General features: G+C 73.9%; 15 protein-coding genes. 8 read left to right on the top strand and 7 right to left on the bottom strand.

Annotated features, from left to right (window positions below; translation table 11 throughout):
* Positions 1–114: 114 nt before the first annotated feature.
* The gene (locus tag ACFQZ6_RS31720) at positions 115–1,089 is read right to left on the bottom strand and encodes an SCO0930 family lipoprotein (protein ID WP_381616123.1); all 975 of its coding nucleotides are present in this window, start codon (positions 1,087–1,089) and stop codon (positions 115–117) included.
* A 263-nt stretch (positions 1,090–1,352) separates the two neighbouring features.
* Here ACFQZ6_RS31720 and ACFQZ6_RS31715 point away from each other — a divergent pair, with 263 nt between their 5' ends.
* From ACFQZ6_RS31715 to ACFQZ6_RS31705, 3 genes are all read left to right on the top strand, one after another.
* Positions 1,353–1,955 carry a hypothetical protein gene (locus tag ACFQZ6_RS31715; protein WP_381616120.1) on the top strand — a complete coding sequence of 201 codons (603 nt, stop codon included), beginning with the start codon at positions 1,353–1,355 and terminating at the stop codon, positions 1,953–1,955.
* 41 nt (positions 1,956–1,996) lie between these two features.
* A complete protein-coding gene (locus ACFQZ6_RS31710; RefSeq protein ID WP_381616117.1) occupies positions 1,997–2,761 on the top strand; it encodes a bestrophin-like domain in 765 nt (254 codons plus the stop codon).
* Between the two features lie 179 nt (positions 2,762–2,940).
* Positions 2,941–3,654 carry a hypothetical protein gene (locus ACFQZ6_RS31705; protein WP_381616114.1) on the top strand — a complete coding sequence of 238 codons (714 nt, stop codon included), beginning with the start codon at positions 2,941–2,943 and terminating at the stop codon, positions 3,652–3,654.
* Between the two features lie 106 nt (positions 3,655–3,760).
* Here the strand turns inward: ACFQZ6_RS31705 and ACFQZ6_RS31700 are convergent, their stop codons facing one another.
* Positions 3,761–4,246, bottom strand: a complete 486-nt coding sequence (locus ACFQZ6_RS31700; protein ID WP_381616111.1) for a hypothetical protein — start codon at positions 4,244–4,246, stop codon at positions 3,761–3,763.
* A 335-nt stretch (positions 4,247–4,581) separates the two neighbouring features.
* On the opposite strand from ACFQZ6_RS31700, the gene ACFQZ6_RS31695 reads away from it, so the two are divergent.
* Positions 4,582–5,250 (top strand): class F sortase, encoded by a 669-nt coding sequence (locus tag ACFQZ6_RS31695; protein WP_381616108.1) that lies wholly within the window; start codon positions 4,582–4,584, stop codon positions 5,248–5,250.
* Here the strand turns inward: ACFQZ6_RS31695 and ACFQZ6_RS31690 are convergent.
* Positions 5,247–6,089 (bottom strand): polysaccharide deacetylase family protein, encoded by an 843-nt coding sequence (locus ACFQZ6_RS31690; protein WP_381616105.1) that lies wholly within the window; start codon positions 6,087–6,089, stop codon positions 5,247–5,249. The genes ACFQZ6_RS31695 and ACFQZ6_RS31690 overlap by 4 nt on opposite strands.
* A 171-nt stretch (positions 6,090–6,260) precedes the next feature.
* Between ACFQZ6_RS31690 and ACFQZ6_RS31685 the strand changes: the two genes are divergently transcribed.
* A complete protein-coding gene (locus ACFQZ6_RS31685) occupies positions 6,261–6,722 on the top strand; it encodes a universal stress protein (RefSeq protein ID WP_381616102.1) in 462 nt (153 codons plus the stop codon).
* Between the two features lie 18 nt (positions 6,723–6,740).
* On the opposite strand, the gene ACFQZ6_RS31680 is transcribed toward ACFQZ6_RS31685, so the two are convergent.
* A complete protein-coding gene (locus tag ACFQZ6_RS31680; protein WP_381616099.1) occupies positions 6,741–7,898 on the bottom strand; it encodes a CapA family protein in 1,158 nt (385 codons plus the stop codon).
* A gap of 218 nt (positions 7,899–8,116) precedes the next feature.
* On the opposite strand from ACFQZ6_RS31680, the gene ACFQZ6_RS31675 reads away from it, so the two are divergent.
* The 3 genes from ACFQZ6_RS31675 (at position 8,117) to ACFQZ6_RS31665 (ending at position 10,141) form a co-directional block, all read left to right on the top strand.
* Positions 8,117–8,665 (top strand): sigma-70 family RNA polymerase sigma factor, encoded by a 549-nt coding sequence (locus ACFQZ6_RS31675; RefSeq protein ID WP_360219326.1) that lies wholly within the window; start codon positions 8,117–8,119, stop codon positions 8,663–8,665.
* Between the two features lie 138 nt (positions 8,666–8,803).
* Entirely contained in the window at positions 8,804–9,328 is a 525-nt protein-coding gene (locus tag ACFQZ6_RS31670) for a hypothetical protein (protein WP_381616096.1), read from the top strand.
* A gap of 150 nt (positions 9,329–9,478) precedes the next feature.
* Positions 9,479–10,141, top strand: a complete 663-nt coding sequence (locus tag ACFQZ6_RS31665) for a zf-HC2 domain-containing protein (RefSeq protein WP_381616093.1) — start codon at positions 9,479–9,481, stop codon at positions 10,139–10,141.
* Between the two features lie 9 nt (positions 10,142–10,150).
* Here the strand turns inward: ACFQZ6_RS31665 and ACFQZ6_RS31660 are convergent, their stop codons facing one another.
* Genes ACFQZ6_RS31660 through ACFQZ6_RS31650 form a run of 3 tightly spaced genes read right to left on the bottom strand, consistent with a single transcriptional unit; the run spans position 10,151 to position 14,237 of the window.
* Positions 10,151–11,014 (bottom strand): Fpg/Nei family DNA glycosylase, encoded by an 864-nt coding sequence (locus ACFQZ6_RS31660; RefSeq protein ID WP_381616091.1) that lies wholly within the window; start codon positions 11,012–11,014, stop codon positions 10,151–10,153.
* A gap of 35 nt (positions 11,015–11,049) precedes the next feature.
* Complete coding sequence (locus ACFQZ6_RS31655) at positions 11,050–13,137, bottom strand: SpoIIE family protein phosphatase (RefSeq protein ID WP_381616088.1); 2,088 nt, start codon at positions 13,135–13,137, stop codon at positions 11,050–11,052.
* 47 nt (positions 13,138–13,184) lie between these two features.
* Positions 13,185–14,237, bottom strand: coding sequence for a DUF6777 domain-containing protein (locus ACFQZ6_RS31650; RefSeq protein WP_381616086.1), 1,053 nt, complete (start codon positions 14,235–14,237; stop codon positions 13,185–13,187).
* Between the last annotated feature and the right edge of the window lie 26 nt (positions 14,238–14,263).

Raw genomic sequence — 14,263 nt, 5'->3', positions numbered from 1 at the left:
ACTGCCTGCGGCACGTGCCAATCCGACTACGCACGGAATCCGGGCGGCGCACAGCGGTCCGCCCCTCCGCGTCGGCTGGCGGAGGGGCGGACGACCGTGCTGCCGTACCGTCTGCTAGTCGGGGAGGCCGACCGGCTTCCCGTCGGGGGCGACGGCGTACCAGGTGCCGCCCACGCCCTGGCCGTTGGTGTCGCCGGGGGCCTTGTCACCGGCGAAGGTGTAGATCGGCACGCAGTCGATGCTCTGCTGCTTGAGGCCGTCGGGCCGGTTGAAGACCACGTAGCCCCGGTTGGGCGTGGAGCCCTGGAGGTCGATGCCCTCGGTGTCCTCGGCGGGGACCGGCGCGACCACCGGCCACTTCTTCAGGCACTCGCCGGTGCACGCGGTGGACATCGGCCACTGGGTGTCCTTCATGAAGCGGTAGACCGTCATGCCGTTCTTGTCGATGACGATCTCACCGAGCTTCGGGTCCTCCCGGGTCGACAGCCCCGGCAGGTCCGCGAGCGTCGCCTTCTTGCCGTCGGGGGCGAGCGCGTACCAGGTGCCCTTGACGCCCTGCCCCTTGGTGTCGCCGGGGTTGACGTCCTTGGCGTAGCGGTACGCGGGCCAGCCGCCGATCGTCAACTGCTTGGTGCCGTCGGCCCGGGTGACCTCGCCGAGCATCGCCTCGTCGATGCCCGCGCCCGCGGCGGCGTCGTCGGCGGGCACCGGCGGCCAGGCGGTGGCGCAGTCGCCGTCGCAGTTGGACTTCGGCGGCTTCGCGGTGTCCTCGTCGAAGCGGTACAGGGTGCGGCCCGCGCTGTCCGTCACCAGGTCGCCGATCTCGGCGTTGGCGGACACCGCCAGCTCGCCCGCGGGAGCCGCCTCGGCCCCGGCGCCGCCCTGCTCGCTCGTGCCGTCGCCGTAGCCGTCGCCGTAGCCGACGCCCGAGCCGTCACCGGCCCCCACGGACGCCGTGGCCGAGGCCGCCGCGCCCACGTTCTGGCTGCCCGGCTGGGCGGCGGGCTGTTCCTGACCGCACGCCGTCGTCAGCGCCAGTACGGCCGCGGCACTCGCCACGAGTGAGGCGCTCCGCCAGGAGGTCTTCATCGTCAACTCCCCGAATCGTCAACATGGGTGTCGCAGCGCCCGCTGCGCCGCCGCACGGCATGGGGTACGCACGGGGGCACGGGTTGTGTTCAACCGCGGCCCGGTTTTCTTCCGGGAGCCGGTGCCGACGCCGTACGGGTGTGCGTCCGCGGGAACGGGCGAACGCCCGGGGGACGGCCGGGGGTTGACCCGGTGTCCCTCCTTCGGGGCATTCCGGCCGCGGCCGGGCGTGCCGTGCCGGGCGGCGGCCGAGGATCTCCGTCGTGCATGGACCCGAACCGACCCACCGCCCCGTCGTCGCACGGGGGTTGGCGCTGGTGACGCTCACCTGGCTGCTCGTCGGCGCCCCGGCCGGGGTTGCGGTGGCGGACGCCTGCGCGTACGCCTCCACCGGGCCCGGCGGCACGGACGCGGTGGCGGTCGCCGGGGACGGCGACGGCGGCTGGCCCTGGCCGACCATCCCGGCGTGCCCGACGCCCACTCCCCCGCCTAAGCCCACTCCTACGCCGACACCACCGCCGCCTCCGCCTCCGCCTCCGCCCACTCCGACGCCCACGCCCGCGCCGAAGCCGCCGAAGCCCCGGCCGACGCCGCCCGCGCCCGCGCCGCCGGTCGCGGCGCCCCCGGCGCCCGTGGCCCCCCGGCCGACTCCGACGCCCACGCCGCCTCCGCCGCCTTCGCCATCGCCTTCGCCGACGCCGTCCCCCACGCCCACCCCGCGGCCGTCGGCCTCGCCGGTGACCTACCCGGAGTACCGGGCCAAGCCGCCGCGGCCGGTCGTGCACCAGCGCACCTCGCCGCTCAGGTTCGTCCTGCTCATCACCCTGCCCGCGGTCATCGCCGTGGCCGCGCTGCGGCCCCGCTGATGCCGACGGCGCCCCGCCCGCAGACCTCCTGGAGGAACCCCTTGCCGGAATGGCTTGTTCTCACCCTCGCCATGGTGGCCGCCTGCGCCCTGGTGGTCGTCATCACGCTGATGCGGAACCGCAGGGCGGACGACGACGAGGATCCCAGCGAGACCCCGGACGTCATCGAGTACATGACGATGTGGATCGGCGTCGTGTACGCCATCGTCCTGGGTCTGGCCATCGCCGGGGTCTGGGAGGCCCGGGGCATGGCCCAGGACCACGTGCGGGCGGAGGCCCAGGCGCTGCACGAGATCTCCGAGCGGGTCCGCGTCTACCCCCCGGACGTCCGTGACCGGATTCGGGAGGATGTCAACTCCTATGTCGGACACGTCGTCCACACCGAGTGGAAGCAGATGGCCGACGGCGGCGGCGTCACCGAGCGCGGCGACGCGATGATGCAGCGGATCCGCCAGGAGGTCACCGACTACGAACCGGCGTCGGAGTTCGAGGCGCAGGCGTACCAGCCGCTGGTCGACCAGGCCGCCGCGGCGGACCAGGCGCGGGCCGCGCGGGCGGACTCCACGGAGCCGACCATGCCGGGGGTGGTGTGGTTCGGGCTGATCGTCGGGGCCGTGGTCACCATCGGGATGATCCTCGCCCTCCAGATCAGAAGGACCCCGCGCGAACTGATCCTCGCCGCGGTGTTCTCCGCGCTGATCGCCTTCCTGCTCTTCCTGATCTGGGACTTCGACGCCCCCTACAGCCGCGGCCTCGCCGCGACGGCGGAACCGTTCCTGACCCTGTTCCCCGGCGCCGGGGACTGAGGGGCCACCGAGGGCGTTACGGCCATGGCGTCACCCGGGCGCCCCACACCCGTAACCCGTTCGCGCTACTGCGATCGCGGTACCCGGGGAGCGTTCCTAGCGTTTCGGGCATCGAGGTGCATTTCTGGCGCGAGCGGAACAGGTCCGCCGCCGCTCCTCGGGGACCCGGAGGATTCACCATGCGCGCGATACGCGTCGCTTCGGCCGCTCTGCTGGGCATCAGCGCCCTCAGTTCCTGTGCGCCCGCCGCCATGGCGAAGGGCGACGACAACGTCACGCCGTTCGGCTTCAGCGTCATGCCCTCGACCATCGCGGCCGGTGGGCAGGTCTCGCTGCGGGTGGAGCGGGAGGGCGGGGGCTGCCGGGGGGTCGCCAACGTCACGTCGGGGGTCTTCGACACCGTGACCATCCGGCCGGGGCAGGACCGGGCCAACGCGGTCGTCGACCAGGACGCCCGCCCCGGGGCGACGTACCGGGTGACGTTCACCTGTGACGGGGTGAGCGGGTCGACGGACCTCACGATCGCCGGGGGGCGCCCCACCGAGCATCCACAGCAGCCGCACCAACAGGGGCAGGAGCAGGAGCCCCCGCCGCCGCGGGAGCATCAGGACGAACAGACCCGCGAACCCGGGCAGCACGAGAAGCACGAGCAGTCCGAGCAGTCCGAGCAGCAGCCCCGTCAGCCCGAGCAGCCGGAGCATTCCGAGCAGCAGCGGCACCACCAGCCCGCGCCGGAGAGCGGTGTGCCGCAGAAGGGTGTGCACGCCGGTGAGGGGGGCACGCTCGCCGGTCTCGACCTCAGGGAGATCGGGCTCGGGCTGGCGCTGGTCACCGGTTCGGTGGGCGCGGCGTACCACCTCTCGCGCCGCCGGAGCGGTGCGGACGGCGCCTGAGCCGGGCCATGTTCTTCGCCCCGGCACCTCCTTGAGGGGAGGTGCCGGGGCGAAGGCGTGCCACGTGCGCCACGTGCGAAGGACGGCGCGTCCGAAGGGTCCCGGGTCAGGCCCGCCGCTCGGCCCGTCGCCGCATCCAGAAGACCCCGCCGCCGATGACCGCCGCGGCGACCAGCCCGCCGCCGATGGCCATGTCGGTCGGCGTCGCGCCGCTGGAGCTGCTGCCGCCGAGGCCGCCGCGGACACCGCCGATGACGGTGAACGCCGCCGGGCGGGTCAGGGTCCGGCCGCCGCAGTTGACGGTGATGTCGTACGCGCCGGGCCGGGCGTTGCTGTTGATGGTGGCGGTGCCCTTGGCGGTCTCGTTGGCACCGTGGATGGGGGTCAGGTTGGTCGTCGGGAAGGCGCCGGACGTCATGGTGCCGCCGGTGCGGCAGCCGTCGACGGTGACCGTCAGTTGGCCGCCGCGGGCGATGACGCTGGGCAGGGCGACGATGTTGCTCGGGGTGTCCCAGGCGACGGCGGCCGGGGCGGCGAGGCCGAGCGTGGCGACCGCGGCGGCCGAGACCGCCAGGGCACGTGTTCTACGCATGTGATCCTCCGCGGAAGACGCCCCGGGGCCCGTCCCCGGTCGATCGGCGAGAAAGCGCCTCCCGCACACGACCCTCGAACGCGCCGCACCGGCCCGCATGTCGGGAATGGTCCGTCCTGGTGAGGCGACACGCCCACGGATCACCACACAATCGGATATCACCGCAGGTCACGGACCGTCAGAAATTTCCTGCGGGTGGCAACTCGGATGGCGCACGGCGCCACGCCGGGGCCACCCGTTCGTATCTGCCCCCGTCGCCGGTTCCGCGTGTGCCGTTTAGCGTTCTCCTATGCGCGGAATGACGCGGCGACGGCCGTGTCGAGAGGGGATGGCGAATGTCTGTTTCCGAGCTGGCCGAGGAGGAGGAGCGGCGGCGGAAGCGCGCCCCGTGGGGCGTGATAGCGCTTGTTCTGCTGACCGGTCTCGCGCTTATTCGGAATGGTTCGGGGGAGTTCGACGTGGGCCCGCCGCAGCCCGCCACCGCGGCGGCGGCCGACGCGGGCGAACGCAGCGCCCCCGACACCTTCCAGGTCGCCGTCCAGCCGCTGCCGTACGCCGTCCCGGACCGGGTCAGGATTCCGGCGATCCAGGTGGACGCGCCGGTCATGCCGGTGGGGCTGGACGCGGCGGGGTGGGTGGACGCGCCACCGCCGGAGGACCCCAACCTCGCGGGCTGGTTCACCGGCGCGGTCTCGCCCGGCGAGAAGGGCACCGCGGTGGTCGTCGGCCACGTCGACAACAAACAGGGTCCCGCCGTCTTCTACGGGCTCGGCGCGCTGAAAAAGGGCAGTCATGTCGAGGTGTCCCGGCAGGACGGGAAGACGGCGCTTTTCGAGATCTACGGCATTGAGGTGTTCGAGAAGAACAACTTCCCCGGTGACCGGGTCTACGGTTCGAAAGGCGCCGCGGAATTGCGGGTCATCACCTGCGGGGGCGGCTTTTCCAAGCAGAACGGATACGACGGGAACGTGGTCGTCTTCGCCCGTCTGACCGAGGTCCGTTAGTACCGCCGCCGGGGAACGGCGACGCGGTAACCGGAGTCCAGCAGGTCCGGCAGGTAGTCGCGCAGGGCGCGGACGCTCTGGCTGCGGTCGCCCCCGGCGTCGTGGGAGAGGACCACGACGCCGGGGGCGGCGCCGTCCTCGACCCGGGAGACGATGGTGCGGGCGCCGGGGCTGGTCCAGTCGAGGGTGTCGACGGTCCAGGCGAGCGGTTCCATGCCGAGTTCGGCGCCGAGTTGGAAGGCGGCGCGGTTCCAGGCGCCGTAGGGGGCGCGGAACCACTCGGGGCGGTCGCCCCAGGCCGCCTCGATGACGTCGCAGGTGCGTTCCATCTCCGCGCGGACGCGGGAGCGGCGCAGCCGGGTGAGCAGGGGGTGGGACCAGGTGTGGTTGCCGACGACGTGGCCCTCGTCGGCCATCCGCGCGAGCAGGTCCCGGTGCGCGTCGGCCATCTCGCCGCAGACGAAGAACATGGCGCGGACGTCGTACTCGGCGAGGGTGTCCAGGATGGCCGGGGTGTAGCGGGGGTCGGGGCCGTCGTCGAAGGTCAGCACCACGGTGCGGCCGAGTCCGGAGACCCGCAGCAGGGGCGCGCGGCGCACCGGCGGGAGGTGGCGGACGGCGCGGGGCGGGCCGTATCCGGCCAGGGGCTGGAGGCGGTGGGCGGAGGGGTTCAGCGGGCGGCGCGCGGGGGGTCCGGCGGCGGGGGCGGCGGGCCCGACCGCCGCGTCGCCCGTACCGAGGGCGAACATCCCGGCGGCCCCGGCCGCACCGGCGGCCCCCAGTGCGGCGGTCCCCGCGAGCAACGCCCGGCGCCGCGTGAGCAACTGATCCTTCTTCATGACTCATCAGTCGCCCGCCCAACGCCCCCCGCACCACCCCGGCACCAGTGCGGCGGCACGAATCCACCCGGGCGGCGCAGCGGGGCGGGACGGGAGCCGCCCGCGCGGGGGCTGCCCGCGCCCAGGTGCCCGCGTCGCGGGCCAGGTGGGGGGGTCGGATAATCTCGGGGGGTGACGGAGCAGCGGGCGCAGGGGTTCGAGCGGGGTACGGACGGGCCGAAGGTCATCGTCGTCGGGGTGGACGGGTCCGACTCGTCGCTGCGGGCGGCGGCGTACGCCGGAGGGCTCGCCCGGCGGCAGGGCGCGCTGCTGGCGATGGTGTACGTGCAGCCGGTGCTCGCCGGGGGCGCGGCGCTCGGGGTGCCGGTCGCCGACACCACCGACGAGATCGCCGAGGACCTGGTCGCGCAGATCAGGGAGGCCACCGAGCGGGTCAAGGGCATCTTCGACGTCCGCTGGGAGTTCCACACGTTCCGCGGCGACCCCTACAACGGCCTGGTGAAGGCCGCCGACGACCTGAAGGCGGACGCGGTGGTCGTCGGCGCCTCCGAGCAGGCCGGGCACCGGATCGTCGGGTCGGTGGCGATCCGGCTGGTGAAGGCCGGGCGGTGGCCCGTGACCGTCGTACCGTAGGCCGTCGGCGGACCCCCGTCACTTCCCCATCCGCAGGCCGTCCTGCGCGGCGCCCCGGCTGAGCACCACGTCGCGGATGCGGTCGCGCACGGCGCGCACGTCGGCGCCCCGCGCGAGGGCGTCGTTGAGGTTCACCACCCGCCCGGCGTCGACGTCGAAGAGCTGGGGCACGAACTCGGCCCGGGTGACCCGCCAGCGTCCGCCGGGCCCGGCGGGCGGGGCGAAGGTGAAGCGGCCGAGGGTGGACTGGTTGCCGCGCGGGTCGGTGGCCCCCTGGTGGTTGACCATCTCACCGGCGATCTGGTCGCCCATGCCGTAGACCACCCAGGTGCCGTTGACCTTCTCGTACGCCTGCGGCACGTGCGCGTGGGTGCCGAGCACGAGGTCGATGTCGGGCCGGTCGGCGGTGGCCGAGGCGGTGAGCCGCTCGGCGAGTTCGAGTTGCCGCTGGTCCGGGGCGTCCTGCCACTCGGTGCCCCAGTGCACGGAGACCACGACCACGTCGGCCCCGGCCTGCCGGGCGGTGCGGGCGTCGGCGACGATCCGGTCCGCGTCGGTCAGGTTGACGGCCCAGGGCTGGTCGGGCGGCAGGGGCTGCCCGTTGGTGCCGTAGGTGTAGGCGAGGTGGGCGACCTGGGCGGCTCCGGCGCGCAGCACGGTGACGGTGCGCGCCTCGGCCTCGGTGCGCGCCGAGCCCGTGTGCCGTACGCCCGCGCGGTCGAGGGCGTCCAGGGTGCGGCGGATTCCGGCGGCGCCGTCGTCGAGGGTGTGGTTGGAGGCGGTGGAGCAGCCGTCGTAGCCGGTTTCGGCGAGCGCCCGCGCGATCTCCGGCGGGGACTTGAAGGCGGGGTAGCCGGTGTAGTGGCCGTTCTCGCCGTACACGGTCTCCATGTGGCACAGGGCGAGGTCGGCGCGGGAGACGACGGGGGCGATCCCGGCGAGCATCGGGCGGAAGTCGTAGCCCTGGCCGCCCGCGTCGAAGCGGGCCCGGTCGATGATCGAGGAGTGCGGCAGGACGTCCCCGGAGGCGACGAGGGTGAAGCCGCGGTCGTCGGCGGCGGTGGGGGCGGGGCGTCCGGGCCGGTCGGGCGGCTGCCGGTGCTCGGCCTGGCAGGCCGCCGCCGCGGCGAGCACGGTGGTCAGGGCCAGGGCCACCTGGTGTCTGCGTGCGATCATCCGTTCACCCCAGAGCGCGAGCAATAGTATTTACCCACAAATAGGTACGAAGGTGGATCAGCGCGCAAACAACCCCAGCGCTCCCTTTAACCCGTCCGGTGTCCGCCCGCGGGGTCCGCGGACCGTTCGTCGAACCGTTCGTCGACGCGATCGACCGTCCGTCGCAGATCCTTGTCCGCCGTCTGTCCCGGCGCCCCGCCCTGCGATGCCATACGGCCATGACGGCCGGAACCACACTCACCGACGTGACGACGACCGCCGAGCACGAGCTTGCCGCCCTCCAGCGCGAGCACGGCCGGCCCCTCTTCTCGCTGCTGCTGCGGCTCTGCGACGGAGACCGGCAACGCGCCGAGGACCTGGTGCAGGAGACCCTGGTGCGGGCCTGGCAGCATCCCGAGGCCCTGCGCGCCGACGCCTTCGAGTCCGTACGGCCCTGGCTGCTCACCGTGGCCAGGCGGCTCGCGATAGACGCCCGCCGGGCCCGGCAGGCCCGCCCGCCGGAGGTCGGCGACGCGGTGCTGGAGAACGCCCGGGTCTGCGCGGACCACGCCGAGCGGTCCGCCGCCGCCGTCGACGTACGGGAGGCTGTGAAGACACTCACTCCGGAGCACCGGCAAGTCCTGGTGCTGGTGTACTTCCAGGAGGCGAGCGTGGCGGAAGCGGCGAAGGCCCTGGGCATCCCACCCGGTACCGTGAAGTCGCGCGCGTACTACGCGCTGCGCGCCCTGCGCCGGGTTCTTCCGGGTTACGCGGCCGACCTGCGGTGAAACCGAGAGCTGGGTCAAGCCTCCGTAAAGCGCCTTGCCGCTGACCCCGGTTGGGTAATCGGCTGTCCTCATCCGTGTTCCGGAGCGGGACTCGGGGGTCGGGCGACGCGCGCAGGCACCGGAGGAAGGCAGGAAGGGATGCAGGACAGAGATCACCACAGTACGGGCGGCACCGGCGACGGTGAACTGACCGTCCCCATGGCCTGGTTGTACGCCGAGTACATCGCCGAGGAACTGCTGCGGACCGGCGACCTGATGCCGCCGACGTCCTTCGAGTTCCGCGCCGGGCGCGACGCCCTGGCGCTGACGATCTTCCTCTCCGACGGCGGGGGTGAGCTGTCCGGCATCCGGGTCGTCTCCCAGCTGGAGAACTGGCTCTCCCTGACGGCGTACGACCAGCCCTGGCAGGACTGGGTGGGTGAGCGGATGGCGCAGCTCACCGCCGAGGCCGCCGCCCTGGGCGCGGACGCCCCGGACTCACCGGACCTGGAGCTGGCCCGCGCGGCCTGGCGCTGGCTGGAGGAGACCGAGCTGCTGGCGCCGGACCTGAACGCCGTGCCGGGCGGCGCGGCGGCGGTGGGCGAGGACGACGGGCCGAAGGTGTGGACCCCGGCGTGGCAGCTCGGGCTGCCGCTCGGGCACCTCGCCATCCACTTGTTCTGAGGCCGGACCAATCCGCGGGCCGGGCGGCTCCGAATCACCAGGTTGCGATTCGGTGTACGGCTTGAGTGATTCGGCTGCCGGGTGCGTACCGGTGGGTGCGAGGAGTAACCGCAGCAACCCCACCCGCACCCAACGGCACGAGGATTCGGCATGAGGTCCCTGGAAAGGCATCGCGACGTCGGCGCGTACGCGCTCGGCGTGCTGGACGAGGCGGAGTCCTTCCGTTTCGAGGACCACCTCATGGACTGCGCGAGCTGTACCGCGCACGTCACCGAATTCGGGCCCGCCACCCGGCAGTTGATGCTCTACCGGCGGGCGACACCGCGGTCGGTGCACCCCATGGCGGGGCCCGGCCCGCGGCTCCTGGAGCGGCTGCTCGGCGAGGTCGCGGCCCGGCACCGGGCGCGGCGCAGGCTGCGGCGGTACGCGGTGGCCGCGGCGGTGGCGCTCGCGGTCGCCGGACCCGGCGCCGTCCTCCTCACCGGGGGCGGCGACGGCGGCGGGGAGGCGGCGGTGCGGGTGACGGCCACGGACGCGCGCTCGGGCGTGTGGGCGCGGGTCACCGGCGCGGACGAGACCTGGGGCAGCCGGGTCGAGGTGACCGTCAAGGACGCGGCGGGCCCGCGCGTGTGCCGACTGGTCGCGGTCGGCCACGACGGCTCGGAGGAGACGGTCACCACCTGGACCGTTCCCGGGCACGACGCCCGCCCGCACACCATGAACGGCGGCGCGGCCCTGCACCCCCACGAGATCGACCGCTACGAGGTGCGCACCGCGGACGGCACCCGGCTGGTGACGCTCCCCTCGCCCTGACCCGGGCGCCTACTTGAGCAGCCGGGACAGTCGGCGGTCGGCCAGCGGTCGGCCGCCCGTCTGGCAGGTCGGGCAGTACTGGAGGGAGGAGTCGCTGAAGGACACCTCGCGGATGGTGTCGCCGCACACCGGGCAGGGCTCACCCGTCCGGCCGTGCACGCGCAGGCCGCTCTTCTTCTCCGCCTTCAGCCGCCCCGCCGCGAGCCCCCGGGACCGCTCCACGGCCTGGGTGAGGGTGCCCCGCAGCGCCGCGTACAGCGTGCCGACGTCCTCCGAGGTGAGGGAGGCGGCGAGCTTGTACGGCGACATCCTCGCGGCGTGCAGGATCTCGTCACTGTAGGCGTTGCCGACCCCGGCGATCAGGCTCTGGTCGCGCAGCGCGCCCTTGATCCGGCGCCGCTCGTCCTTCAGCAGCGCCGCCAGCCGCGCCTCGTCGAAGTCGTCGGCGAGCGGGTCGGGTCCCAGCCGGGCCACCCCCGGCACCTGCTCCGGGTCGGCCACGACGTACACCGCGAGCCGCTTCTGGGTGCCCGCCTCGGTGAGGTCGAAGCCCGCGCCGTCCGCCAGGGCCACCCGCAGCGCCAGCGGGCCCTTGCCGGGCTTGGGCGGCCCGTCGGGCAGCCGGTCCTTCCACTGCAGCCAGCCCGCGCGGGCCAGGTGGGTCACCAGGTGCGGGCCGCCGTCGGTGACGACGTCGAGGAACTTGCCGTACCGGCGCACGGCGGTGACCTCGTGGCCCTCGACGGCGGACAGGGGTGGGTCGTACGTCTTCAGGACGCTGATGGCGACCGGCAGGACGCGGACGATCCCGTGACCGACGAGGTGCTCGGTCAGGAAGTCCTTCAGCGCTTCGACCTCGGGCAGTTCCGGCATACGTCCAGGGTGCCAGGGGCGCCCGGGGCGTGCGCTCAGCGCCGTACCGGCACCACGAACTCGCACCACACCGCCTTGCCGCCGCCGCGCGCCTCCACGCCCCACACGTCGGTGAGCAGGTCGACGAGGAGCAGTCCGCGCCCGGACACCCCGGACTCGCCCGCCTCCCGGCGCCGGGGCAGGGCGCTGGAGGTGTCCTCGACCTCGACGCGCAGCCGCCGGTCGCCGCCGGTGAGGACGCGCAGGGTCAGGATGGCGGCGCCCTCGGTGTGCATCAGCGCGTTGGTGACCAGTTCGTCGGCGACGAGTTCGATCTCGTCGGCGCGGTCCCCGGCGCCCCAGGAGCGGACCGCGGCGCGGATCATGTGCCGGGCCTGGGTGAGCGCCTCCGGGTCGCCGGGCGCCACGTGCTGCTGGAGGCGGCCCCCGGTCTGCGGCGCGTCCAGGCCGCGGCGGCGCAGCAGGAGCAGCGCCACGTCGTCCTCGCCGCCGCGCTCCCCGGCCACCTCGATCAGCCGGTCCGCGAGGTCGCGTACGTCGTCGGGGCCGGTGGCGACGACGCCGGTGAGGATCTGTATCCCGTCGTCGAGGTCGGTGCCGGGCTGCTCCACCAGGCCGTCGGTGCACAGCACCAGGGTGTGGCCGGGGTCCAGCTCCAGCGTCGAGACCGGGTACTCCAGGCTGCCGAACTCCGCCGAGAGGCCGAGCGGCAGCCCCCCGTCGACGGGCACCCGGCGGCAGCTTCCGTCCGCGGCCCGCACCAGCGGGTCGATGTGCCCGGCCCGCACCACCTGCACCACCCCCGTGCCCAGGTCGGCCTCCGCGTACAGGCAGGTGGCGAACCGGTCGGTGTCCAGTTCGTGCAGGAAGACCGAGGCGCGGGCCATCACGGTGGCCGGGGTGTGCCCCTCGGCGGCGTAGGCGCGCAGCACGATCCGCAGTTGGCCCATGACGGCGGCGGCGTGCGTGTCATGGCCCTGGACGTCCCCGATGACGGCGCCGACCCGGCCTCCCGGCAGCGGGATCAGGTCGTACCAGTCGCCGCCGATGTCCCGGCCGAGGGAGCCGCCGATCTCCGCGGAGCGGTAGCGCACGGCGACGTCGGCGCCGCGCACGCTGGGGATGGTGCGCGGCAGCATCGCCTGCTGGAGGCCCTGGGCGAGGTCCTTCTCCTGCTCGTAGAACATCGCCCGCTGCAGGCTCTGCGCGATGCTGCTGCCGAGGGCGATGAGGATGTTGCGCTCCTCGGGCGTGAAGCCGTGGCGGTCACTGTAGAGCAGGCCCATCGCGCCGATCGGCCGGGTCTGCACGATCAGGGGCAGATAGGCGGCCGAGGTGATGTGCAGGTCGGTGATGTGCGGCCACAGCAGCGGGTAGCTCTCGGCGAAGTCCTCCGGGGACTCGATGAAGCGGGGGCGCAGGGTGCGGACGACCTCGCTCATCGGGTACTGCTCGTCGATGCCGGTGACCAGGGTGCCGGGCACGAAGCTGCCCGCCGGGCCCTCGGCGATCAGCCGGATGCGGTGCGCCTCGACCAGGCCCATCACCAGGCTGGTCGCGCCGAGGTGGCTCAGGCCCCGGGTGTCCTTGAGCACGTCGATGACGTCCTGGACGGTGCGGGCGTGCGCGAGGGCGGCCGTGGTCAGCTCGACGACGTTGGTCTGCTGGCGCCGGGCGTCGTCGCGGGCGGCCTGGTCCCGGCGGGCCTCGGTGTCGCTCAGCTCCTGGGTGGCGTCCCGGACGATGCCGATGATGCGGCGCGGGCGGCCGTCCTCGTCGCGGCGGATGTAGCCCTGGGTGTGGGTCCAGCGCAGGGTGCCGTCGCGGCGACGGACGCGGAAGTAGGCGCCGTAGTTCTCGCTGCCCTCCTTCAGCGCGCGGGAGACGTAGGTGTCGAGGCGTCTGGCCTCCGAGGGCGGCACCCGTTTGCCGAGGGAGTCGGGGTTGTCGTCGTACTCGCCGGGGAGCAGGTCGAAGATCTCGTGGGCCTGGGCGTCCATGGCCATCAGTCCGGTGTCCAGGTCCCAGTCGAAGCTGCCCATGCGGTTCAGCGCCAGAATCGGGTCCGGGTGGGCGGGCCAGTCCTCCGGGAGGGAAAGGTCACTCGCTCCCCGATCAGCCATGCGCCCACCTTGCCAGTGTTTGTCCGATTCTTCGACTTGTCGTGGTCTCATGCGGGGGGCGGGAGGGGGTCAACCGGGTCGTCGGTGGCGTCGGGGATCAGGCCGCCGCCGTCGGGGAGGTCGGGGGTGTCGGGGACGGACTCGGGAGCGGACTCGGAGGCGGACTCAGGGGTGGAGTCGGGGGCGGCCTCAGGGGTGGAGTCGGGGGCGGCCTCAGGGGTGAACTCGGGGACGGGGGTGTCGGCGGGCCGCGCGGGCGCGCTCGGTGTCACCGGCGCCTCCGAGGGCACCGGCGCCACTGGCGCCACTGGCGCTTGCGGAGTCACCGACGCTTGCGGCGTCACCGGTTCCACCGTGCGCGCCGGTGGCGGCAGCCGCCGGTCATGCCGCACCGCGTGCCCGAGCCGCCGTTCGAGCCAGCCGCCGTCGACGAGGTCGAGGAGGGTGAGCCCGCCCATCACCCGGGGCGCCCGGGTCACCACGACGACCCCCTCGGGCCGGTACGACGGCCAGGGCCTGCCCTTGGTCACCGTGCCGCGCGGCAGCGCGAGCGGCGGTGTCAGCGGGTTGCCGCAGGCGCAGCGCAGCCGGGGCAGGCCCCGTTCGTCGACCAGGACGGCGGTGCCCGCCTGGAGGACGGCCTGCCGGACCAGGACGCGGCCGGGGGCGCGGTACCCGTGGTCGGTGACCCGGGTGTCGGCGCGCAGGACGACCGGCGTGAGGGAGTGCAGATAGGCCGACAGCTCGTCCCGCGTCACCCCGATGGCCCGGGCGAAGGCGTCCGCGCGGGCCGGGTCCGCGGTGAGCAGGTCGGTCTGCCGCTCGACGTCGCAACTGAGGGTCCGCCGGGTGCCGCCGTAGAGGCCGGGGGTGCCGCCGGAGAGGGTGCGGGGGGCGGACGGTGTTCGGGGTGGCGCGGCCGGGGTAGCCGGGGTGGTGGCCGTGGAGCGGGTGAAGGGGTCAGGCCCGTGGGCCGCGGCGGGGTGCAGCAGGAGGGCCGGGCCCGGACGCGGGGCGCCACCGCCGTCGGCGCAGCCGGTGACGAGGAGCGCCGCCCAGAGCAGGCAGGCGGTGGCCAGGATTCCGGTGGAGGTACGCACCGCTCTGCTCCCGCTCGGCATCGGCC

Source organism: Streptomyces flavalbus, assembly GCF_042674625.1.
Taxonomy (GTDB): domain Bacteria; phylum Actinomycetota; class Actinomycetes; order Streptomycetales; family Streptomycetaceae; genus Streptomyces; species Streptomyces flavalbus.
The sequence above is the reverse complement of the archived record's forward strand: the minus strand, read 5'-3'. Positions and strand labels throughout refer to the sequence as shown.

What these genes read in the sequence shown, in the direction of transcription:
- ACFQZ6_RS31720 (WP_381616123.1), bottom strand. Translation starts at nt 1,089, where the DNA reads ATGAAGACCTCCTGGCGGAGCGCCTCACTCGTGGCGAGTGCCGCGGCC.
- ACFQZ6_RS31660 (WP_381616091.1), bottom strand. Translation starts at nt 11,014, where the DNA reads ATGCCGGAACTGCCCGAGGTCGAAGCGCTGAAGGACTTCCTGACCGAG.
- ACFQZ6_RS31705 (WP_381616114.1), top strand. Translation starts at nt 2,941, where the DNA reads ATGCGCGCGATACGCGTCGCTTCGGCCGCTCTGCTGGGCATCAGCGCC.
- ACFQZ6_RS31670 (WP_381616096.1), top strand. Translation starts at nt 8,804, where the DNA reads ATGCAGGACAGAGATCACCACAGTACGGGCGGCACCGGCGACGGTGAA.
- ACFQZ6_RS31700 (WP_381616111.1), bottom strand. Translation starts at nt 4,246, where the DNA reads ATGCGTAGAACACGTGCCCTGGCGGTCTCGGCCGCCGCGGTCGCCACG.
- ACFQZ6_RS31675 (WP_360219326.1), top strand. Translation starts at nt 8,117, where the DNA reads ATGACGGCCGGAACCACACTCACCGACGTGACGACGACCGCCGAGCAC.
- ACFQZ6_RS31665 (WP_381616093.1), top strand. Translation starts at nt 9,479, where the DNA reads ATGAGGTCCCTGGAAAGGCATCGCGACGTCGGCGCGTACGCGCTCGGC.
- ACFQZ6_RS31695 (WP_381616108.1), top strand. Translation starts at nt 4,582, where the DNA reads ATGTCTGTTTCCGAGCTGGCCGAGGAGGAGGAGCGGCGGCGGAAGCGC.
- ACFQZ6_RS31680 (WP_381616099.1), bottom strand. Translation starts at nt 7,898, where the DNA reads ATGATCGCACGCAGACACCAGGTGGCCCTGGCCCTGACCACCGTGCTC.
- ACFQZ6_RS31655 (WP_381616088.1), bottom strand. Translation starts at nt 13,137, where the DNA reads ATGGCTGATCGGGGAGCGAGTGACCTTTCCCTCCCGGAGGACTGGCCC.
- ACFQZ6_RS31690 (WP_381616105.1), bottom strand. Translation starts at nt 6,089, where the DNA reads ATGAAGAAGGATCAGTTGCTCACGCGGCGCCGGGCGTTGCTCGCGGGG.